The organism is Hyphomonadaceae bacterium ML37, from assembly GCA_027627685.1.
Taxonomy (GTDB): Bacteria; Pseudomonadota; Alphaproteobacteria; order Caulobacterales; family Maricaulaceae; genus Oceanicaulis.
In genome coordinates, this window is the sequence record CP091241.1 from 819767 (window position 1) to 839630 (window position 19864).

18 protein-coding genes and 1 tRNA gene are annotated in these 19864 nt (G+C 67.7%); 10 read left to right on the top strand and 9 right to left on the bottom strand.

Annotated features, from left to right (window positions below):
* Positions 1-2 precede the first annotated feature (2 nt).
* Positions 3-785, bottom strand: a complete 783-nt coding sequence (locus L2D01_04075; protein ID WBQ10964.1) for a DUF2189 domain-containing protein — start codon at positions 783-785, stop codon at positions 3-5.
* A 274-nt stretch (positions 786-1059) separates the two neighbouring features.
* Between L2D01_04075 and katG the strand changes: the two genes are divergently transcribed.
* Together katG and L2D01_04085 are read left to right on the top strand one after the other, a co-directional pair.
* On the top strand, positions 1060-3225 hold the full coding sequence (gene katG, locus L2D01_04080; protein WBQ10965.1) for a catalase/peroxidase HPI: 2166 nt from the start codon (positions 1060-1062) through the stop codon (positions 3223-3225).
* 135 nt (positions 3226-3360) lie between these two features.
* Complete coding sequence (locus L2D01_04085) at positions 3361-5703, top strand: penicillin acylase family protein (protein ID WBQ10966.1); 2343 nt, start codon at positions 3361-3363, stop codon at positions 5701-5703.
* A 57-nt stretch (positions 5704-5760) separates the two neighbouring features.
* Here L2D01_04085 and L2D01_04090 read toward each other — a convergent pair whose 3' ends face one another.
* The gene (locus L2D01_04090) at positions 5761-6243 is read right to left on the bottom strand and encodes a peroxiredoxin (GenBank protein ID WBQ10967.1); all 483 of its coding nucleotides are present in this window, start codon (positions 6241-6243) and stop codon (positions 5761-5763) included.
* 138 nt (positions 6244-6381) lie between these two features.
* Between L2D01_04090 and L2D01_04095 the strand changes: the two genes are divergently transcribed.
* The 4 genes from L2D01_04095 (at position 6382) to L2D01_04110 (ending at position 9943) form a co-directional block, all read left to right on the top strand.
* Entirely contained in the window at positions 6382-6966 is a 585-nt protein-coding gene (locus L2D01_04095; protein ID WBQ10968.1) for a YqgE/AlgH family protein, read from the top strand.
* A gap of 50 nt (positions 6967-7016) precedes the next feature.
* Entirely contained in the window at positions 7017-7604 is a 588-nt protein-coding gene (locus L2D01_04100) for a TetR/AcrR family transcriptional regulator (protein ID WBQ10969.1), read from the top strand.
* Positions 7605-7606: 2 nt separating this feature from the next.
* A complete protein-coding gene (locus L2D01_04105) occupies positions 7607-8413 on the top strand; it encodes a lysophospholipase (GenBank protein WBQ11616.1) in 807 nt (268 codons plus the stop codon).
* Between the two features lie 75 nt (positions 8414-8488).
* Positions 8489-9943: an MATE family efflux transporter gene (locus L2D01_04110; protein WBQ10970.1), complete on the top strand. Its 1455-nt coding sequence runs from the start codon at positions 8489-8491 to the stop codon at positions 9941-9943.
* Here L2D01_04110 and L2D01_04115 read toward each other — a convergent pair.
* Positions 9867-10490, bottom strand: a complete 624-nt coding sequence (locus L2D01_04115; protein WBQ10971.1) for a TPMT family class I SAM-dependent methyltransferase — start codon at positions 10488-10490, stop codon at positions 9867-9869. The two genes, L2D01_04110 and L2D01_04115, sit on opposite strands and share 77 nt — an antisense overlap.
* Before the next feature lie 118 nt (positions 10491-10608).
* Here L2D01_04115 and L2D01_04120 point away from each other — a divergent pair, with 118 nt between their 5' ends.
* Positions 10609-12516: an ATP-binding protein gene (locus L2D01_04120; protein WBQ10972.1), complete on the top strand. Its 1908-nt coding sequence runs from the start codon at positions 10609-10611 to the stop codon at positions 12514-12516.
* A 7-nt stretch (positions 12517-12523) separates the two neighbouring features.
* Here L2D01_04120 and L2D01_04125 read toward each other — a convergent pair whose 3' ends face one another.
* The 6 genes from L2D01_04125 to L2D01_04150 all read right to left on the bottom strand — a co-directional run bounded on the left by L2D01_04125 (position 12524) and on the right by L2D01_04150 (position 17424).
* Complete coding sequence (locus L2D01_04125; GenBank protein ID WBQ10973.1) at positions 12524-13168, bottom strand: response regulator transcription factor; 645 nt, start codon at positions 13166-13168, stop codon at positions 12524-12526.
* Between the two features lie 48 nt (positions 13169-13216).
* Positions 13217-14182, bottom strand: a complete 966-nt coding sequence (locus L2D01_04130; GenBank protein WBQ10974.1) for a sel1 repeat family protein — start codon at positions 14180-14182, stop codon at positions 13217-13219.
* A 20-nt stretch (positions 14183-14202) separates the two neighbouring features.
* Complete coding sequence (locus L2D01_04135) at positions 14203-14667, bottom strand: hypothetical protein (protein ID WBQ10975.1); 465 nt, start codon at positions 14665-14667, stop codon at positions 14203-14205.
* A 91-nt stretch (positions 14668-14758) separates the two neighbouring features.
* Positions 14759-15544, bottom strand: a complete 786-nt coding sequence (locus L2D01_04140; protein ID WBQ10976.1) for a hypothetical protein — start codon at positions 15542-15544, stop codon at positions 14759-14761.
* Positions 15545-15634: 90 nt separating this feature from the next.
* The gene (locus L2D01_04145; protein WBQ10977.1) at positions 15635-16846 is read right to left on the bottom strand and encodes a hypothetical protein; all 1212 of its coding nucleotides are present in this window, start codon (positions 16844-16846) and stop codon (positions 15635-15637) included.
* Positions 16843-17424, bottom strand: a complete 582-nt coding sequence (locus L2D01_04150) for a hypothetical protein (GenBank protein WBQ10978.1) — start codon at positions 17422-17424, stop codon at positions 16843-16845. The genes L2D01_04145 and L2D01_04150 overlap by 4 nt, the downstream gene beginning before the upstream one ends.
* 268 nt (positions 17425-17692) lie before the next feature.
* Between L2D01_04150 and L2D01_04155 the strand changes: the two genes are divergently transcribed.
* From L2D01_04155 to L2D01_04165, 3 genes are all read left to right on the top strand, one after another.
* A complete protein-coding gene (locus L2D01_04155; GenBank protein WBQ10979.1) occupies positions 17693-18481 on the top strand; it encodes a hypothetical protein in 789 nt (262 codons plus the stop codon).
* Positions 18482-18594: 113 nt separating this feature from the next.
* A complete protein-coding gene (locus tag L2D01_04160; protein ID WBQ10980.1) occupies positions 18595-19335 on the top strand; it encodes a hypothetical protein in 741 nt (246 codons plus the stop codon).
* Between the two features lie 315 nt (positions 19336-19650).
* A tRNA-Leu gene (locus L2D01_04165) sits at positions 19651-19735 on the top strand.
* Positions 19736-19864: the final 129 nt, after the last annotated feature.

Genomic DNA, 19864 nt, shown 5'->3' on the forward strand with positions numbered 1-19864 from the left:
GATCAGGCGCGTTCGGCCGCCATGGCTTCGCGGGACGTGGCCGGGCGCGGCGCGAAATCCTTGTAGGCGCGCCAGCTGGCATGGGCGATCAGCGGGAAGGTGAAAGCCAGCCCGATCAGGAAGGCCGCCGAGCCCAGGATCGTGATTACTGCAATCAGCCAGGCCCAGGTGAGCATCACGCCGGGCTGGGCCTTCATGGCTTTCACACTCGCCGCGATGGCGGTGAAGGCGTCCACATCCTGATCCACCAGCATGGGAAAGGAGATCGCCGAGATGGTGAAAGCGCCCAGCGCCAGCGCGCCGCCAATCAGCGTGCCCACCACCAGAAGGGCGAGCCCCTGAGGGTCAGCCAGCAGGAAGGGCAGGACATTGGTGATGGAAAAGTCAGAGCCATGGGCGAACATCGCGAACAGGAACTGCGCCAGCCGCGCCCAGGCGAGGAAAAAGACCAGCAGAAGCACGCTCAGGAGCGCCAGCTGAGTGACCCGCCCCACGGCCATGGACCAGAAATCGAACAGGCGCGGCTTGCCGCCCGCGTCGCGCACCTGACTGATACGGTAGACTCCGACGGCGAAGGCCGGGGCGACCAGCGCGAACCCGGCCACGAAGACCGGCGCCAGTCCGCCATAGCCAAGTGCCGTCAGGCCCAGCGTGATCGCAATCCCTGCCAAGGTGAACACGGCGCCATAGCCCAGCGAAATCCCAGGCTCCGCGGCCAGGTCGGCCAGTCCGGCCTTCAGCCACGCCCAGGGTGCGTCGCGGCGCACTTTCTCGATAATCACCATGTCCGCCTCCACCAGAACTACACGGCGAGTCTCCGGAAAAGCCCTTCCAATTGCAAGGAGATTCTGCGCGGCGCGGTGGTCCGTTCGCTGGTCGATGGCCCATAGGCGTGGCCCGTGCGCGAGTGCGATGCAACATAAGCGCTATCTATAGCCATCATCAATATAAATGACTGAATGCCAAGGCGCACTTTATGGTACGGTCCTCACCGATGGTCATGCTGCACCCCTCGCAGGAAGACCGCTTGGCACGCAATCAACGACCCGGGAGAAGACAATGGACGGTAACAGCGCAGGTAAATGCCCCGTCATGCATGGCGGCCTGACTTCAGCAGGCTCGCCGGTCACACACTGGTGGCCCAAATCGCTCAATCTGGACATCCTGCATCAGCACGACACCCGGTCCAATCCGCTGGGCAAGGAATTCGACTACCGCAAGGAGGTCCGGACGCTGGACTTTGATGCGGTGAAGCAGGACTTGCATGCCCTGATGACGGACAGTCAGGAATGGTGGCCGGCCGACTGGGGCCATTATGGCGGTCTGATGATCCGCCTTGCCTGGCACTCGGCGGGCACCTATCGGCTTGCTGACGGGCGCGGTGGCGGCGGCACAGGCAATATCCGCTTTGCTCCGCTGAACTCCTGGCCGGATAACGGCAATCTGGACAAGGCGCGCCGCCTGCTCTGGCCGGTGAAGAAGAAGTACGGCGCCAAGCTGAGCTGGGCCGACCTGATCCTTCTGGCCGGCAATGTCGCCTATGAATCCATGGGCCTGAAGACCTATGGCTTCTCCTTCGGTCGCGCAGACATCTGGCACCCGGAAAAGGACACCTATTGGGGCGCAGAGAAGGATTGGCTGCCGCCGAGCGAAAGCCGGTATGACAATGTCGATGATCCCTCGACCATGGAAAACCCGCTGGCAGCGGTTCAGATGGGCCTCATCTACGTCAATCCGGAAGGCGTGAACGGCCAGCCCGATCCGCTGAAAACGGCCGCCCAGGTTCGCGAGACCTTCGCGCGCATGGCGATGGACGACGAGGAAACCGCAGCCCTCACCTGCGGCGGCCACACCGTGGGCAAGGCCCACGGCAATGGCGATGCCTCCACGCTGGGCGCGGAGCCGGAAGGCGCTGATCTTGAGACCCAGGGCTTTGGCTGGATGAACCCGAATCTCGGCGGCAAGGCGGCTAACGCCATCACGTCCGGCCTTGAAGGGGCCTGGACGACGGAGCCCACCAGGTGGGACATGGGCTATTTCAAGCTGCTGTTCGGCTATGAGTGGGAAGTGAAGAGAAGCCCGGCCGGCGCGTCGCAATGGCAGCCCGTCAATATCAGGGAAGAGGACATGCCGGTTGACGCTACCGATCCGTCGGTGCGCCGCATGCCGATCATGACCGACGCCGACATGGCGATGAAGATGGATCCCAAGTATCGGGCCATCTGCGAGCGGTTCATGGCCGATCCGGACTACTTCTCGGATACGTTTGCGCGGGCCTGGTTCAAGCTGACCCACCGCGATCTGGGGCCGAGAGAGCGCTATATCGGCCCGGAAGCGCCCACCGAAGACCTTATCTGGCAGGATCCCGTTCCGGCGGGTTCGACCTCCTACGACGTCAATGCCGTCAAGGCGAAGATCGCCGCAAGCGGGCTGTCGGTGTCCGATATGGTCGCCACCGCCTGGGACAGCGCGCGGACCTTCCGGGGCTCTGACCTGCGCGGCGGCGCCAATGGCGCGCGCATCCGCCTAGCCCCGCAAAAGGACTGGGACGGCAATGAGCCGGCCCGTCTGCCCAAAGTGCTGTCCGTGCTGGAGCCGATCGCCAAGGGCGCCGGCGCGAGCCTGGCGGATGTGATCGTGCTGGCCGGCAATGTCGGTGTGGAGCAGGCCGCGAAAGCTGCAGGCGTCTCAATCGATGTGCCGTTCAGCCCCGGCCGCGGTGACGCCAGCGCCGAGCAGACCGATGCGGACTCCTTTGAGGTGCTGGAACCGGTGGCCGATGGCTTCCGCAACTGGCTGAAGAAGGACTATGCGGTTCAGCCCGAAGAAATGCTGCTCGACCGGGCCCAGCTCATGGGCCTGACCGCGCCGGAGATGACCTGTCTTCTGGGTGGCATGCGCGTCATCGGCGCCAATCACGGTGGGACGAAACATGGCGTGTTCACGGACCGGGAAGGCGCTCTGACGACCGACTTCTTCGTGAACCTGACCGACATGTCCTATAGCTGGGTTCCCAAGGGCGCCAATCTCTACGACATTGTAGAACGCAAGTGCGGCAAGACCCGCTTTACGGCCACCCGCGTGGACCTGGTGTTCGGCTCGAACTCCATCCTGCGCGCCTATGCGGAAGTCTACGCTCAGGATGACGCCAGGGAAAAATTTGTGACCGACTTCGTGACAACCTGGACCAAGGTCATGAACGCCGACCGTTTCGATCTCGCCTGATCCAATTAGACCAACCCACTGACGCGGCGCTCCGGTATGTCCGGGGCGCCGTTTCTTTTTGGGCTGGGCGCTGGCGGGCGCGGATACGGGGTGTATGCTGCGCGGCAAAACATGACAGTCGGGGAGTGAGATACAATGAACTGGAAGCTTCTGGCGGCGGGGGCCGCTCTGGTCTGGGCGGGCGGATGTGAAAGCCTGCCAGCACCGTCAAACTGGATGGGCGCGCGCGAGTCGGCTCAGGAGACCAGCGGCGGGACCGTTCGCGAGACCGCGCCGGCGTTCGAGGCCGAGATTCTGCGCAGCGCCTATGGTGTGCCCCATATCATCGCCGCCGATCATGGCGGGCTGGGTTATGGTCTCGGCTATGCCGCAGCGCAGGACAATATCTGCGAGATCGCCGACCGGATGATCACGGTGCGCGGCGAGCGCGCGGCCTTCCTCGGGGCCGGATCGCAGAACGCCAATGTCGCCTCGGACCTGTTCCATCGCGGCGCGGCGAGCCCGGCGGTGGTGGAAGCCTATCTGAACGGCCCGGACGGCCATCCTGATACGCCCAGCGAAGAGGCGCGCGCCTTCGTGGCGGGCTTCGCGGCGGGCATTAATCGCTATTTGCAAGAGACCGGTGTGGATGACCTGACCGACCCGCGCTGCCGTGGCGCGGCCTGGGTGCGTCCGGTGTCGGACATCTATGTCTGGTTGAGCGCCCTGATCGCCCCGTTCGGCAATCCCATCTCCTCCGTGGCCAACGCCGCCCCTCCTGCGGACCCGGCGCCGGTGACCGAGGCGCGCCTCGACCCAGATTTCGATGCGCCGGTGATGGGCAGCAACGCCTATGGTCTGGGGCGGGAAGCGACGCGCGGCGGGCGCGGCGCGCTGCTGGGCAATCCGCATTATCCCTGGAACGGGACGCTGCGCTTTTACCGCTCCCACCTGATCATTCCGGGCGAGTTGAATGTGGTGGGCGCGGGCCTCATCACCACGCCATTTCCCGGCATCGGCCACACCGAACATCTGGCCTGGACCCACACCGTCTCCACGGCGCGCCGGTTCGGCTATTTTGAACTGACCCTCGATCCACAAGACCCCACCCGCTACCTGGTCGACGGCGAGTATCGCGAGATGACGCGCCAGGATGTGACGCTGGACGTGCGGGGCGAAGACGGCGCGCTGACGCCGGTCACCCGCACGCTGTACTCGACCGAATTCGGGCCGCTGGTGGTCACCGGCGATCTGCCGTGGACGCGCGAGCGCGCCTATGCCCGCGCGGCGCCCAGCGAGGGGTTGCGCACCATTGACCAGTATCTGGCGGTCTGGGCGGCGCGTGATGTGCGCGACCTGCACGACGCGCTGGGCCGCTATCAGGCGACGGCGTTCAACACGATCGCTGCTGACGCGTCGGGCGAGGCGTTTCACGGCGATATGGGCATGGTCCCGCACGTGACATCCGAGCTGATCGCCGCGTGCGCGCCCTCGCCCGCAGCGCGGGGCGCCTGGGCGTCCTTGCGCATTCCGGTGCTGGACGCGTCGCGGCCCGAATGCCGCTGGGGCAGCGACCCGGACGCGACCCGTCCCGGCGTGTTCGGACCGTCCAGTGCGCCGGCGATTTTCCGTGATGACTGGGTGGCCCAGAGCAATGACAGCCACTGGCTCAGCCAGCCGGCCGCGCCCATGACCGGATACAGCCCGGTCTATGGCGACGAGACCGGCGCGCGCAGCCTGCGCACGCGCCTCGCCATCGACATGATCGAGCAGCGCCTGGCCGGCGCCGACGGGTTGGGCGAGCCGGGCTTTGATCTTGAGACGATCACTGCGGCCATGTTCTCCAACCGCCACCATGGCGGCGAGCTGGTGCGTGACGGTCTGGCCGCCCTGTGCCGTGATGAGGGCGGGGCGGAGCTGGAGGCGGTTTGCGCCACGCTGGAAGGCTGGGACTTGCGCGTGGACCGCGACAGCCGCGGCGTTTTGTTATTCAACCTGTTCGTCGAGGCGGGCGGGCTCCAGTGGCGCCAGGGCTTTGACCCGGCTGATCCTGTGCGTACGCCCCACACGCTGGATGTCTCTGACCCGGCGGTGCTGGCGGCCCTGCGCACAGCGGCAGGTCAGCTTGAGGCGCTGGGGATTGCGCCCGACGCGCGCCTGGGCGACGTCCAGGCGGAGATGCGGGGCGAGGAGCGCATTGAGATCCACGGCGCCACGCGCGGAATGGGCGTGTTCAACATGATCATTCCCGAAGCGCCGCGCCCGCAAGTGGGCTCGCAGCGCGTCCTTCACGGGTCCAGCTGGATCATGGCGGTGGAGTTCACCGAAGAGGGTCCGCGCTCGCGCGGCCTGTTAAGCTATTCCCAGTCCACCGACCCGACCTCGCCGCATTATGGCGACCAGACGCGTCTGTATTCGGACAAGGGGTGGGACGAGCTCTACTTTGATGAGGCCGCGGCGCGGGCCAACGCCGTATCGGCGCGCACTCTGCGCGAATAGCGACAAGCCGCCCATCCCCGCGCGTCTGAGTGCGGGGACGGGCGCTCGGCGTCTTTTCTAGAGCTTGCCCAGCATGTAGTCGGCGCTGGAGACTTCGAAGCCGCCGCCCGCTTCGACGAAGAGATGCTCGACCACACCGTCATTGACGACCATGGCGTAGCGCTGGGAGCGCGGGCCCATGCCGAATTTCGACCCGTCGAGCTCCAGACCGATGGCCGAGGCGAACTGGCCGTTGCCGTCGGCGAGCATGAGTACATCCTCGCCCGCGCCCTGATCCTTGGCCCAGGCGCCCATGACGAACACATCATTGACCGAGGTGCAGGCGATCCGGTCGATGCCTTTGGCTTTCAGCTCGTCCGCCTTGGCGATGAAGCCCGGCAGATGCTTGGCCGAACAGGTGGGGGTGAAGGCGCCGGGCACCGCGAACAGCGCCACGCGCTTGCCCTTGAAGGCGTCCGCCGTGGACATGGGCGCCGGGCCGTCCGCGGTCATGGTCATGAAGGTCACGTCAGGCAGGGCGTCGCCGGTCTTGATGGTCATGGGGCCTCCGAGGGGTTTGCGTCCGGCGCACACACGCGCCGCCTACCCCTGCGAGATAGGCCGGGCCCGGGCGCCGCGCAAGGCGAAGCTGGCGCACGTGACTGGACAGACCCCCGTCCGGCGCGAGAGACTTGGGTCATGAGCAGACCGCTGCCCCATACCGCCGCCGGTTATCTCGGCGGACGCCTGCTGATCGCCAGCCCGCTGATCGGCGACCCGCGCTTTGACCGCGCCGTGGTGTTCATGTGCGCCCATGGCGAGGACAGCGCGATGGGGCTGATCATCAACCGCCCCATGACCGGGCTGCGCCTGCGCGACCTTCTGGACCAGCTGGACGTGACCGGCGCGGAAACCGCAGCGGACTGCCCGGTGCATGATGGCGGTCCGGTGGACCGCGACCGGGGTTTTGTCCTCCATACGCTCGATGTTACTTGCGGTCCGGCCACGCTGCCGGTCGGGGCAGGGCTGGGCCTCACGGCGACTCGCGAGATTCTGGACGCGCTGGCCTCGGGCGCCGCCCCGCGCCAGGCGTTGATGGTGCTGGGGTATTCCGGCTGGGAGGCGGGCCAGCTGGAGGATGAGATCGCGGCCAATGCCTGGCTGGTCTGCGAAGCCGACGAGGCGCTGGTCTTCGGCGCCGATGACGAGGTGAAGTGGGCCCAGGCCCTGAGCACGCTGGGCGTGACGCCGGAATACCTGACCGGCGCGTCAGGGCATGCCTAGGTTTTCCGCTTCCGCTTGACGCGGTGAACGAACGTTCGCATGGATTGCGAATGAGCGCGCTCGAGACCCGCACCCGCATAATGGACGCCGCCCTGGCCGCCTTGCCGGCGGAGGGATTTGAAGGTCTGTCTATTGGTCGCCTAGCGGCGCGCACCGGTCTGTCAAAGAGCGGCCTGTTTGCGCATTTCGGCGGGCAAGGCGCGCTGCAGATCGCAGTCATTGATGCGGCGGCGGCGCGGTTTGACGCCATGGTGACGCGCCCGGTGCTGGCGGAAGCGGACACTCTGGAGCGCCTGAAACTGCTGGCGCAGCTATGGCTCGCCTGGGTCACGACGGACGGGCAGGGCCGGCCCTGTCCGCTGATGCAGGCGGCGATGAGTGCGCCGGGGCTGGCCGATGAGGCGGGCGGACATGCCCGCGCCGTCCGGGCGCGCTTCCATCCCTTTGTCACGAGGCTGGCGCGCCGCGCCGTGCAAGCCGGGCAGCTGCGCAAGGACACCGATCCGCAGCGCTTCGCCTTCCGGTTTGAAGCGCTGGGCCTGGCGGCGGGGCTGCATGCCCTGAGCGATGACCCGGCGCGGGTGCACGCTTGCGCTGAGGCGGAATACGCCGCCCTGTTTGAGGAGTTCGCGGCGTGAAAATGCTGGCGGTGAATCTGGCGGCGCGCCTGACCCCGCAGCGCTTTCGCGCCGAGGCGGGCCGGCGTTTCGTCACGCCGCGCGTGCGCCGGCAGTCCGATACCGGACGCGACTTTCTGCAGCAGCTGGAGCGCGCCGATTTCGACGGCCCCCTCGGGCGCCAGCGCGCCTGGACGGGCGGGGAGGGGCCGCTGGTTTTCTTCCAGCATGGCTGGGAGGCAGACAGCGCCGATCTGGCCACACTGGCCGAAGCGGTGATGGCGCGCGGGGCGCGGGTATGCCTGATCGACGGTCCGGCCCATGGCGAGAGCGAGGGATCGACGGCGACTTTGCTGGATTTCGCCGCGGGGCTCGCCGCCGCCGCGCGCGCTTTTGGTCAGCCGGACGCGGTCGCGGCCCACTCCATGGGCTTGCCGGCCAGTGTCATCGCCATGCGCCGTCATGGGCTGGCGCCGCGGCGCGTAGCAGGGATCGCTGGGCCGGACTCGCTTCCCGCCAATGTCCGCTTCCAGGGCGGCCATATGGGCATGAGCGAGACGGCAGTCCGGCGCCTGCTGGAGGCCGTCAGCTTCCGCCTGGGTGAACCGGCGGAGGGGCTGAGCATTGTGCGCGAGGCGCATGCCCTGACCGCGCAGGCGCTGATTTTGCACGGGCGCGGGGATGTCATCACCCCGCCAGAAGCCGGCGAACGCATCGCCGCCGCCTGGCCGGGCTCTGAGCTGGTGATGTTTGATGGTCTGGGTCACCGCGCGGTGCTGCGCCACCCGGACGTGGTGGCGCGCGTCAGCGGCTTTCTCGCGCCTGATTGAACAGACAAGTGTGGCGGGATGGCCGCCGACGCCTTAGATAGGCCGTCACCAACCCGCCTTGCGAAAGGGCCGTTCATGGCCGCCACCCGCGCCGCGCGCGACCTGACCCAGGGTCCGGTCTTCGGCCATGTCCTGCGCATGGTGATCCCGATGTCGTTCGGGATTGTGGCCATGATGCTGGTCGGCGTGGTGGACGCCTACTGGGTCGGGCGGCTGGGCACGGCGCAGCAGGCGGCTGTGCAGTTCGTGTTCCCCGTTTCCATGCTGGTCATGAGCATCGCCATCGGGCTCGGCGCCGGCGCGGTGTCCGTGGTGGCGCGCGCCGCCGGGCGCGGCGATCACGGCCGGACCCGCCGCGTGGCGACCGATGCTGTCACCCTGTCGCTGATCGTCGTCGTCATCGTCGCCGCGCTGGGCGTCGCGACGATTGATCCGGTGTTCCGTGCGCTGGGCGCCACGGAGGCGATGATGCCTTACGTGCGCGAATACATGGTCATCTGGTTTGCCGGCATCGTGTTCATGGTCGGGCCCATGGTGGCGGGCAATCTGTTGCGCGCGCTGGGCGATGCCATCATTCCCAGCCTGATCATGGTCTTCGCCGCCATCATCAACATGATCTTGGACCCGATCCTGATCTTCGGCTGGGGACCCATTCCGCGCATGGAAGTGCAAGGCGCGGCCTGGGCCACTCTGATCTCCAACCTGGTGGTGTTCATCCTGGCCATGGGGATCATCATCTGGCGTGAAAAGCTGATCGACTTCTCCTTCCCGGGCTGGAGCGAGCTGATGTGGAACTGGCGCGAGATCGCCCGGGTGGGCGTCCCGGCGGCTGGCTCCAACATGATCGGCCCGTTGGCTAACACCGCCGTGTTCGCTGCCGTGGCGGGATTTGGCGAGCCGGCTGTGGCGGGTCTGGGCGTGGGCATGCGGGTGGAGGCGTTGGCGATCATTCCGTTGTTTGCGCTGTCGGGTAGTATCGGGCCGATCACCGGACAGAATGGCGGCGCGGGACGCACGGACCGGGTGCGTGAGGCGTTCGTCAAATCCTTCCTGTTCAGTCTGGGCTGGGGCCTCCTCATCGCCATTGTCCTCGCGGCGCTGAGCGGGGTGCTTGCGCCCGTCTTCCTGCCTGGCGAGGAGGGTCAGGACATGGCGCGCGCCTACTGGCTGATCGCGCCCTTCGCGGTGGCCGGATATGGCGTGGCGATGGCGGCGGCGGCGGGGTTCAATGGGCTCGGCCGTCCGCTGATGGGGGTGGCGGTCAATCTGTTCCGCGGTGTTGCGCTGGTGGCGCCGCTGGCCTGGCTGGGCGCGATGCTGGGCGGCGCCACGGGCGTCATCTGGGGCGTGTTCGCCGCCAATATGATCGCCGGTGTGGTGATCGCCGCCGTCGTACTGCGCCTGTGTCCGCTGACGGCTGTGGATGCCCGCGTCCGCCGGCCGGACCCGCCGGCTACGGCGCCGGACGGCGCACCAGGCGCGCCGCCAGCTCCGCTTTCTCGCCCAGCCCCGGATGCGGGTAAGCTGTGAGAGGGCTGTCCGGCCAGACCCACCGCGTGTCCGGCAAAAGCGTGCGCATGGCGTCCATATCGCAGCCATAGGGCGGTCCACCGGGCTCGTCTTTCTGCATGAACAGGGCGAACAGCGATCCGCCGGGCTTCAAGCTGGCGTGCACCATGGCCTCCCAGTCGGCTCTCAGGCGCGGATGGATCGCGCACAGAAAGGTCTGCTCCCACACCGCGTCAAACGGTGCGTCCGGCAGGAAGGCCAGGGCGTCGGCGGAGACGAAGGTTCCGGCGAGCGCCTCCTGGGCAAAACGATCACGCTGCCAGTCAATGGCGCTGGGCGCCATGTCGACGCCGGTGACGATGAGCCCAAGCCGGGCGAAGGCTTCGGGCTCGGCGCCGCGCCCGCACCCGGGAACCAGCATGCGGCTGCCCGGTTTGAACGCCCCGGCCTCCGCCCAGTCCGCCAAGGCCGGGTGAACGCCCACGCGCTCCCACGGCGCGTCATCGGCGCGAAACCGCGCGTCCCAGTCCACGACCTTGCGGTCGTCAAATGTCGGTGTGCCGGTCATGCCCGGTTCATGGCCCTCGCCGCAGCGTGTGTAAATAGCCGCAAGGCAAGCGGGTTCCCTGAATCTGGCGGAGGCGCTTAAACTGGCCGCTGGTTGGAGGCAGGCAGGGGAGGGCGCGATGACGGTTATGCAGCATGACGCGGCGCCTGCGCCTGCACGTCCCGGCATGCGCCCCCTCCTCCCGCCCGCCATCCTTTTTGCGGGCGCGGCGGGCGTTGTGCTCATCCTGGCCGGGTTGATGGTGCTGGCCAGCCTCAACGCCGCGCCGGACTGGTCGCAAGGCTGGCGCCCGATCCGGTCCCCGCTCGAGCTCGATGGCCGCTTCTGGGTGTCTGTGATGACCGGCGCCCTGGCCGCCCTGTCATCGGCGTGGATCTGGTCGTTGAAACCCGGCGACCTGGCGGTGCGCCTGTTTGCGCTCAGCGGCGTCGCCACCTTCCTGTTCTGCATGGGCGCGGCCGGTAATCTCGCGCCCAGCGCTGTTGCTTTCCCGGTCGCCCTGACGCTTGCAATGATGAACGCTATCGGCGCGGTCGCCTTTGGTCTGGTGATGATCGCGCTGTTCGCCATCTATCCGGCGCGCCTGCCCGGTGCGGCCTGGCTGATCGCGGCGTGTGTGGCGGTGTTCGGCGGCTGGACGATGTTCGCCGCCTTTGGACCTCTGGACCTTTCCATCGCGGTTCAGCGCATCACTTTTCTGGAAATGCTGGTCATTATCGCGGTCAGCCTGGCGCAGATCGCGGCGGCGCGCGGCGATCCGGTGCAACGCGCGATTGCCGTGTGGCTGAGCGCCAGCGTGATCATCGGTGCGGGAGGATTCATCGCCACGGTGGCCGCGCCCGTGACGTTTGGCGCCCGGCCGCTGATCGATCCTCAGTACGCCTTCGCCTTCTTCCTGATCATCTATGCCGGACTGGCTGTCGGCCTGCTTCGCTACCGCGTGTTCGGGCTGGGGCGCTGGGCCTATCAGGTCCTGTTCACCGTGGCGGCGGCGATTGTGGTTCTGGCGGTGGATGCGGCGCTGATCGTCATGCTGTCGCTGGATCCGGCGCGCGCCATCGGCCTGTCGCTGTTTCTGGTCGCCGTCGCCTATCTGCCTGCGCGCGCCTGGCTGTGGTCGCGCCTGTCACAGCGCCGACGCATGGATCAGGCGGGGCTGATGCGCGCGGTGGCCGATGTGGCGCTTCAGCCGGGCGCCGATCAGCGCGCGCAACGCTGGCAGGCCTTGTTGCGCGACCTGTTTTCACCGCTCGACATCACACCGGCGCTGGCCGGCATGCACGAGGTCGGGATCGAGGCGGACGGACGCCGCCTGATCACGCCTGCCCGCGGAGGACTGCCCGGGCTGATCCTGCATGACAAGGACAAGGGCCGCGCCCTGTTCACGCCGGAAGACTGGGATACGGTGCGCGAGCTGGGTGCGCTGGCCGATTATCTTGACGACAGCCGCACCGCCTATGACCGCGGCGCGGCGTGGGAGCGCACGCGCATCGCGCGCGACATTCACGACCATATCGGCGCCCAGCTCCTGACCGCGCTGCACGTGCGCGAGGACGGCCGCAAGGATGAGCTCATCCGCGCCACCATAGGCGATCTGCGCGATGTGATCCGCAATGCCGAGGGCGAGCCGGCGCCGTTCGATAGCCTGATGGCGGACTTGCGTGCGGAGACCGCTGACCGGCTGGAGGCTGCAGGCCTGGAGCTGGACTGGCAGGTGGACGCCGGGCGCGAGGACGCGCCGAACCGCGCCGCCATGCAGACCCTGCGCGCGCTGGTGCGCGAGGCGGTCAGCAACGCCATCCGCCATGCGGGGGCGTCGGCGCTGAGCGTCGCGCTGGCGCTGGACGGTGATGTGCTGACACTGACCATCAGCGATGACGGGCGCGGGTTCGATCCGGACGCGGCGCGTTCCGGGCGGGGGCTCGACAATATGGCGGCGCGGGTCGAGGCGCTGGGCGGGTCTTTTGCGATTGACACCGGACCGGGCGGCTCGACGCTGCGAGCTGTGTTCGCAGCGTTCGGCTGAGCCGGGTTCAGGCGTCGCTGGACGCTGCCAGGCCCAGGCGCGCGGCGTGCCAGGCGGCCTCGGCGCGCGAGGAGATGCCCAGCTTGCGATAGACCGCCTTGATGTGCCCGGCCACGGTTTGCTCGGCGATGCCCAGCGCTTTGGCGGTCTCGTGATTGCGCAGGCCCCGGCCGATATGGGCCAGCACTTCCTTCTCCCGGATGGTCAGATCGCAATCGGGGGCCGCCGGCCCGGTCAGGCGGAAATGATCCATGATGCGCCGGGCGATGGAGGGCGACAGCGCGGGCGCGCCCGCCAGCGTCTGGCGGATCTGGCGGGTCAGCACCTCGGCGGGCTGGTCTTTGAGCAGATACCCGTCCGCACCTGCCGCCAGCGCGGACACGATGGAGGCGTCATCACCCAGAATGGTCGCCACCACGCACAGCGTCTGCGGCGCATGGGCCTTGATGGCGCGCAGCACGTCCACCCCCGAACCATCCGGCAGGCCGAGATCGACCAGCGCGAGCTCAAACGGCTCGCGCCCCGCCAGTTCACGGCCCTGGCGCACGTCAGATGCGGTGGTGATCTGCGCGTCCGGGCAGGCCTCGGAGACCACGGCGCACAGCCAGGCGCGGACGTCGGCAATGTCTTCAACGATCAATACGCGCGTCATCTCATCGGCCTTTCCAAGGCGCAGGGCGGCGTGTGCCCGCCAACGTCCTTATTGCGAGATTTCTCGGCAAGCATTCTCATGCCCCAATTGGCATGCGCGGGTGAAGGCATCGCGCGCCCCGGCTGCGCCTTCGGGTCCCCCGACTCCTGCGCGCAGGAAGCTGCCGAGATTGAAACAGGCTGGAGGGTATCCTCCTTCGCAGCCCTGCCGGAAGGCCCCCAGCGCCGCCGCATTGTCCTGACCGGGGCCCGGATCGGAGAGCGCCACCCCCCACAATCCGCATCCGGCTGCAGAGCCCAGCGCGCAGGCCGCCTCGAAAGAAGCGCGCGAGGCTTCGTCTTGATTGTCTTCTTGCTGGACCAGCCCCAGCATGTAGCAGCCGTCGCCCAGGCCGCCGTTACACGCGCCCTGAAAACCGGCGCGTGCCTGTTGCGGGTCGCGCGGCTCCGCATTGCGATGGCTCAATCCGAAATTGAGGCAGCCGGGCATGTTCCCGCCATTGCAGCCCCGGGCGTAGAGCGTGCGGGCCATCGAAACGTCCGCGCTACCGCCCTGACCGTTCTCGAAGAGCTGGCCCAGATCACTGCAACCGCGCGCCGATCCCAGTTCGCAGGCACGCGCAAAAGCGCCGCGGGCCAGAGACGCATGCGCTGCCCCGCCACGGCCATCGCGCAGCAGGATGCCATGCTGGAAACACCCGTCCGCCTGATCGCCGCGGCAGGCCTCGCTGAGCAAGCGGCGCGCGGCGGTGTCGTCGCCGGGGCCGCCGCGGCCTTCTTTCAGGAGAAACCCGGCGACCAGACAGCCGCGCGCCTCGCCCTGGTCGCAGGCCTCGAGCGCGCTTGCCCGTGCGGTTGCGTCGTCGCCGGCGCGCAACGCCGCCATGGCGCGTGTATAGGCGTCAAGCCCGGGTGAGGCTGCGCTGGCCGCTGATGCAGCCATCGCCAGCAGCGCCAATGCCAGACCCGCCATTATCTGCAAGGCGCGTGCTGTGCGCATGGAACCAGGGTTCATGGGGTCCTCCATCATCAACATCAATCAATCCAGCTGAACGGGCTTGGCAGGGGCGCGTGCCCGTAGCGTGCGTCGCACGCCTGCACAGCGTCCCAGGCGATATTGCCCAGGCGAATGAAGCCCGCCATTCCCTCCGGGCTGGAAGGCCCGCCGAGGCTTTGAAGTTGCTCCATTCCGGCCCCCAGCCCGCGCGACCAGCGCTGAATCGCCTCGTTGAGAAAGGCTTGATAGCTGGCCTCGTCCTGGCCCGCCGCAGGAGGATTGGCGGACACATGCGCCCGAATGGCGGCATGCGCCCGCGCACTAAAGGGTTCCCGGGTCTCCTCGCCAGCGAGCCCGGCGCTCAGGGCGCCCATCGAGACATACACCGAGGCGCAATCAAGGTCCGCGCTCACCCCGTCCTGCGGCGGCGGGGGAAGCTGCGCGTGGGCCGCAGCGGCGAGGGGGGATGCAGCGATGCTGGCGGCGAGGAGGCGGGCTGTCATGGGCAGGTCCTTTGGTCTGAAGGTGTTCATCAACATCAGTCAATCCAGCTGAAGGGGAGCGGCAGGGCGCCATCCCCTGATCGGGGGAGGCTCAGCCCTCCGCCCCGAATTCCCGGCGGCAGATCTGGACGTCGAACCGCACCCCATCCACCGGTTCGGCCCCGCTCTGAACGCGCTGGAGCCGCGCCTGGGCCTGAGCCATCACACGGGTCTCCAGCTCAAGCTGATCGCCTCCATGGGCGGCGATATGAGCCTGCACGGCGTTGCGGGCTTCGGCGACGGCCCGGGCCGTGTGTTCGGGACCGTCGGACGAGACCATGTACAGCGCCGCTGCACAGATCAGGGGCTCGGGCGCGCCGAACCAGAAGGTCGGGGCGAAGCCGAAGGTCTCATCGCATTGGGCGAGACGGCGTCCATAGGGAGGCGTATCCTCGCGCGACGGCAGGGTCGCGCTGAAGGAGAGCGGCGCCTGCTCGGCGAGCGGGAAGGCGGGATCGGCATTGCGCGGCTGGGTCTCCAGCGGCCCGCCCTGAATGGACATCACCTGCAGCATGAACGCGACATCAGACTGTCCCGAGCGCGCCTCCAGCGCCCGGTAGCGCTGGTTCCAGTCAATCACGGTGGCGTTGCTGAACACCCAGAACGCCCCGCCCAGCATGTCGGCGCCGAGCCAGCCGAAAGTGTCCATGCCGAGGATCTCGGCGGGTGAGGGAATCCACGGGGTCGCCATGCGCTCATGATTGACCGCGTAGTAGAGCGCGGCGCAGCTTCCAAGGCTCGGCCCGGCCTCATCGGCTGCGGCCGCAGAGGGCGTTGCGGGCCCGAGCGCCAGCACGGCAGCGGCGAGGATCGGGATTATCACGGATTTCAGGTTCATCATTGCGCTCCTGCGAAGCGGCGCGGACCGGCGCCGCGTGAAACATTTCACGGCGCCGTCACCCACGCTGCCATCCCCTGAACAGGGGGTTCACGGCTGGAACCCGAACTGCCGTCGGCAGGCCTGAACCTCCCGGCGAACGGCTTCGGGCGTCTCCGCGCCGGACTGAAGGGCCTGAAGGCGCATCCGAGCCGCCGCGACGACCTGGTTCTCGAGTTGAAGCTGATCGCCTCCATGGGCGGCGATATGGGCCTGCACGGCTGCGCGGGCCTCGGCGGTGGTGCGCGCCACATGCTGGGGACCGTCTGTCGAGACGAGGTAAAGCGCCTGGGCGCAGAGCAGCGGGTCGAGGGTGGGGGCGCCCTGCGCGGCGGCGTTCATTCTCGCACGCTCTGTGGAGACGAACTCGCAAGATGGCTGGTCGCCCGCTTCACAACGCGCCTCGCGATAGGCAAGCACTGCCGCCGTCTCGGTGTTTCGTGAATGCTCCATCACGCGGCGATAGCGCTCGCAGCCGTCCGCCAGCTGATGCTCGTCGCAGGCGCGCTGAAAGGCCGAGATGGCGCCGCGCCAGTTCTCCGGCGTGGACGGGGCGCCGAACAGGCCTGTCGGGTCGTGGAAATCGCCGAGCGCGAAGCAGCCATCGCCTGAGCCGAGGTCGCAGGCGCGAGCAAACGCCCAGCCGGCTTCCGGGTCGTCTTGCGTCGAGTAGAACTCCGCCGGTTGCACCGTACAGATCACAGCGCCGCGGCAGGCGGCATCAAAGCCTTCAGAATCAAAAACCGGGATCGGGTCGAGATTGCGCCCATACAGAACGCAGGCTTGCGCATGGTTGAGTTGGCAGGCCGGCCCCAGGAAATTCAGCCCTTGGGTGTTGTCGTCAGCCATAAGCGGCTGACCTTCGGCGAAGAGACCCTCGCCGATGGCGGCCGATAGGGCAGACGGCGACGCGGAGCGATGTGTTTCGCTCAGCTCGGCCGCCAGACAGCCGGCCCTGTTTCCAAGCGCACAGGCCCCATCGTACTGGTGTTTGGCAATGGCGGCATCCGCCCGCCCGCCGTCGCCAAGCAACCACATGGGCGCAGCTTGGGCGCAGGCCCACAGATCATCCCCGAGTTCGCAGGCGTCAGTCAGGAGTGCGCGGGCCTCAGCCAGGTTCCCGCTGGATCTGAGCGCCATCACCTCTTCATAGAGGCTGTCTTCCGGGGCAGCATCGCCGCCCTGGGCCGAAGACGGCGCGCCAACGGAGAGCGCCAGCAGGAGGGCGGCGAGAATCGGGGATCGAATGGACGTCAGGCTCATGGCTCGGCTCTTTTCCCATCGGCGACCGAGCGGAAGGCGCCGTCGCCCCAGATCAGCACTTGAGCGCATGGCAGGGCGCCATAGCCGTCGCAGGCCGTGCCGTGCACCAGCGACAGCCAGACCGGGACATGGCCGATCAACTCCACCCGGCCGGCGAATCCGCCCGTGGTGTGCTCGTCCCAGCCGCCGTCGCCATCGGACACGAAGATCCGCACCGGCGAGCCGCCCGTGCCTGCCCATAGGGCCAGAGACTCCCCGCAGTAGACCTTTGACTGGTCGAGCACCGGGTCCACGACCCCGTCGAGATTGAAGTCCGCCGCCACGATCACGTCCTGCGGGTCATAATTGAGCGTCTGGTTCATCTCCGCGCGGCACTCGCGCGCGAGTTCGCCGAGCCGGGCGCTGATCGCCGTCTCACCCGGTCCGCGCCAGGGCTCGAAGTCTGAGCCGTCCGCCTGCACGGACGCCGCCTCAAATGCGCTCGCCCCGGCAAGGGCGTGCGCCCGCGCGGGTGATGCGCCCGTCATCGACATGGCATAGGTGAGGAGAATGGCAAGGACGGGTGCTTTCGCGCTCATGGCATGGTCATCCTTTGGGTGTCTTGGGCTTCCCACATGTCGCATGCGCCTTGGCTGTGCGCCGCCCCCTGAACGGGGGGCTCGGCCGGATTTGCCGACTGCCAAGCTGCACGATCAATGTCGCGGAAGGTCCGCCGCCAAGGGCGTCTCGACGATATTCGGGCGGAAACCAGCCCAGTTCCGGCGACAGGCGGTTCATTTCCACGTGACAAATTCAGTCTGCATGGTCGACTATGCTTGAGCACGGCCATTGCAAACAGGAGATTTCATGAAACAGCTGGTGCTGGCCGCTTCGGTCGTCATCTGCCTGACCGCCGCCGGGCAGGCGCGCGCCGACAGGTATTACGACTGCGAGGCCACCTTCTTCACCCAGAGCGGCGGCCCCGTTCAGGGCCGGCTTTGGATATCCGATGTTGGACGGAGCGATGCGAGCCAGTTCCGCCGGGCCGAGGGCCGCCTGGAGTTCACAGAGCTGGCGCCGGCGCGTTGGCAGGAAGGCGAGGTCCGGCTGGATCTGGCAGGCGGGCCCGCCGTGGGGCACGCTGAGGCGCTTGGCGCCGGGGTCGCCTTCTCTGGCGTGTACGGGACCCAGCGCGACGGGTTGTGGTGGGCGGACTGTCAGTCGCGGGCCACGCCCCCGGCCTGGGCGCGGGACGGAGAAACAGTCAGCGGCGTCGAGCAGGAGTTGCGCGCGCTTCAGGGACTGAACATGGACACCGGCCGCATCCTTGCGGCGTCAGGCTCCGATGACGTCGATATCTTCCTGGGCATGTTCATGGGCCGAAGCCCGGTTATCGCCGCCGGACCGCAGGCGCGGATCATGCTCAGCTCAACGCCTCCCGGCTTTTCCGAGCTCGACCCCGGGACTGCCGATTGCTCCGGTGTACGCAACGAACGTCCCGGGGGCGGCATTCCTTTCGTATCGATCGAACGCGGCGCAATCATCTGCGTCTTGACCAATGACCGGTATCTCGGCGCCCTGCGGGTGACCAGCGCGGACGGCGGCGACGATCCGCATCTGCGCTTCTCCTTTGAGCGGTGGGGGGTGGTGCGGTGATGGAGGCGAACATGACGCTGGGCAGATTTGCAATGGCCGCCGCGCTTGCCGGTTTGACCGCGACGGTTGCAGCAGGCGGAGCATCCTTCGCCGCGGACCCTATGGATTGCGCCGTGATCTCCTTTGGCCCCGATGGCAATGTTGCTGCGGCGGGCAGCGCGCGTCTTGAACGGGACGTTTCAGCGAATCCCGGCATGCGCGGAACGATCACGCTTCCCGGTGAAGGCGCCCAGCAGGTTACCGGCGCCTGGGAACAGGGATCGGCCGTGCTGTTCTTCGGCGCGGAACGAGCATTGTTCAGCGGTCGCGAGTATGCGGGCCGTCCCGGGACAAACACCCGCATCCTGGCGGGCCGGATGGATGGGAGGCCAGTGTTTTTCAGCTGTGATCCGGCTGCCGGGCCTGCACCTGCGCCGGTCCCGGAACCGGACCGGGACGCCGGACCGGCGCCGCGTCCCGCCGACGGGGACGCCTGGCGCCCCCTGACCGTCCCGTTCCAGTCGGCGATCGATCTTGATGCAGGCCGGGTCGACCGGCTCGATGGATCATCGGATTTTCCTGATGCAGAGTTTATCCTGGTCAATCTCGGCAATCCGGCCTTTGTTGTTCCGGAGATTGTGCGGACAGGCTCGCCGGAGGATGGCTCCGGCTCGCTTGCGGACCGCTGCCGGCGGGCGAGCGAATCCGGGGGCTGGACGCGGCAAATGGCCCTCCCGCTGGACGCCGTCACGCCGGGGAGCGTGATATGCGTCCAGACCACCCGGCGCGTGCTCGGGGCGATCAGACTTGACAGGGTTGGTGAGGCGGACGCCGGGCTCAGCTATCAGATGTTCAGGCGCGGCGGCCCGGGATGAATTGCGGATTCCGCCGCTACACGCCGGCGGTCTGACGCCGGGACTGAGCTGTCCGTGCCGATTGGACACTCGGGAGGCGCGCCCTGAATTCCGGTGGGATTGTGCGCAGCTTGTATGTCCTTGGAGCAAGTGCGCGCCGGCCGGTGAGGCACGGGCTGCACGCAAGCCGTCCCCTTGCCGCATGCAGCCCGCCTCAGGTGCAGTCCCCAGGGCCTGCAGTGCGCATACTGCCGGTGATCCGGGCGTCCCGGCGCCCCCTGTTCAGGGGAGGACAGTCTTGCCAGCCCGCAGCGCGCGCCGTACATCGGCTGGCATGCGGGTGTGGCGGAACTGGTAGACGCGCTGGATTTAGGTTCCAGTGGGGCGACCCGTGGAGGTTCGAGTCCTCTCACCCGCACCATTTTCTCTCGTTCTCCTTCGCGTCCGCTCAGTCGATCCTCGCTAAAGCTGCGGGCGCGCTGTCGCGCTCTCGCCTCGGCGAAGCCGGGGCTTCGCTCCGGCGTAGCCGAGTGCGAACCCTGGCGGGTTC

Excerpts from the sequence above, each read along its gene's own strand:
- L2D01_04130 (WBQ10974.1), bottom strand. The coding sequence starts at position 14,182 with ATGAACCCTGGTTCCATGCGCACAGCACGCGCCTTGCAGATAATGGCG.
- L2D01_04100 (WBQ10969.1), top strand. The coding sequence starts at position 7,017 with ATGAGCGCGCTCGAGACCCGCACCCGCATAATGGACGCCGCCCTGGCC.
- L2D01_04105 (WBQ11616.1), top strand. The coding sequence starts at position 7,607 with ATGCTGGCGGTGAATCTGGCGGCGCGCCTGACCCCGCAGCGCTTTCGC.
- L2D01_04155 (WBQ10979.1), top strand. The coding sequence starts at position 17,693 with ATGAAACAGCTGGTGCTGGCCGCTTCGGTCGTCATCTGCCTGACCGCC.
- L2D01_04085 (WBQ10966.1), top strand. The coding sequence starts at position 3,361 with ATGAACTGGAAGCTTCTGGCGGCGGGGGCCGCTCTGGTCTGGGCGGGC.
- L2D01_04145 (WBQ10977.1), bottom strand. The coding sequence starts at position 16,846 with ATGAGCCTGACGTCCATTCGATCCCCGATTCTCGCCGCCCTCCTGCTG.
- L2D01_04115 (WBQ10971.1), bottom strand. The coding sequence starts at position 10,490 with ATGACCGGCACACCGACATTTGACGACCGCAAGGTCGTGGACTGGGAC.
- L2D01_04095 (WBQ10968.1), top strand. The coding sequence starts at position 6,382 with ATGAGCAGACCGCTGCCCCATACCGCCGCCGGTTATCTCGGCGGACGC.
- L2D01_04090 (WBQ10967.1), bottom strand. The coding sequence starts at position 6,243 with ATGACCATCAAGACCGGCGACGCCCTGCCTGACGTGACCTTCATGACC.
- L2D01_04140 (WBQ10976.1), bottom strand. The coding sequence starts at position 15,544 with ATGAACCTGAAATCCGTGATAATCCCGATCCTCGCCGCTGCCGTGCTG.
- L2D01_04110 (WBQ10970.1), top strand. The coding sequence starts at position 8,489 with ATGGCCGCCACCCGCGCCGCGCGCGACCTGACCCAGGGTCCGGTCTTC.
- L2D01_04075 (WBQ10964.1), bottom strand. The coding sequence starts at position 785 with ATGGTGATTATCGAGAAAGTGCGCCGCGACGCACCCTGGGCGTGGCTG.
- katG (WBQ10965.1), top strand. The coding sequence starts at position 1,060 with ATGGACGGTAACAGCGCAGGTAAATGCCCCGTCATGCATGGCGGCCTG.
- L2D01_04135 (WBQ10975.1), bottom strand. The coding sequence starts at position 14,667 with ATGACAGCCCGCCTCCTCGCCGCCAGCATCGCTGCATCCCCCCTCGCC.
- L2D01_04120 (WBQ10972.1), top strand. The coding sequence starts at position 10,609 with ATGACGGTTATGCAGCATGACGCGGCGCCTGCGCCTGCACGTCCCGGC.
- L2D01_04125 (WBQ10973.1), bottom strand. The coding sequence starts at position 13,168 with ATGACGCGCGTATTGATCGTTGAAGACATTGCCGACGTCCGCGCCTGG.
- L2D01_04150 (WBQ10978.1), bottom strand. The coding sequence starts at position 17,424 with ATGAGCGCGAAAGCACCCGTCCTTGCCATTCTCCTCACCTATGCCATG.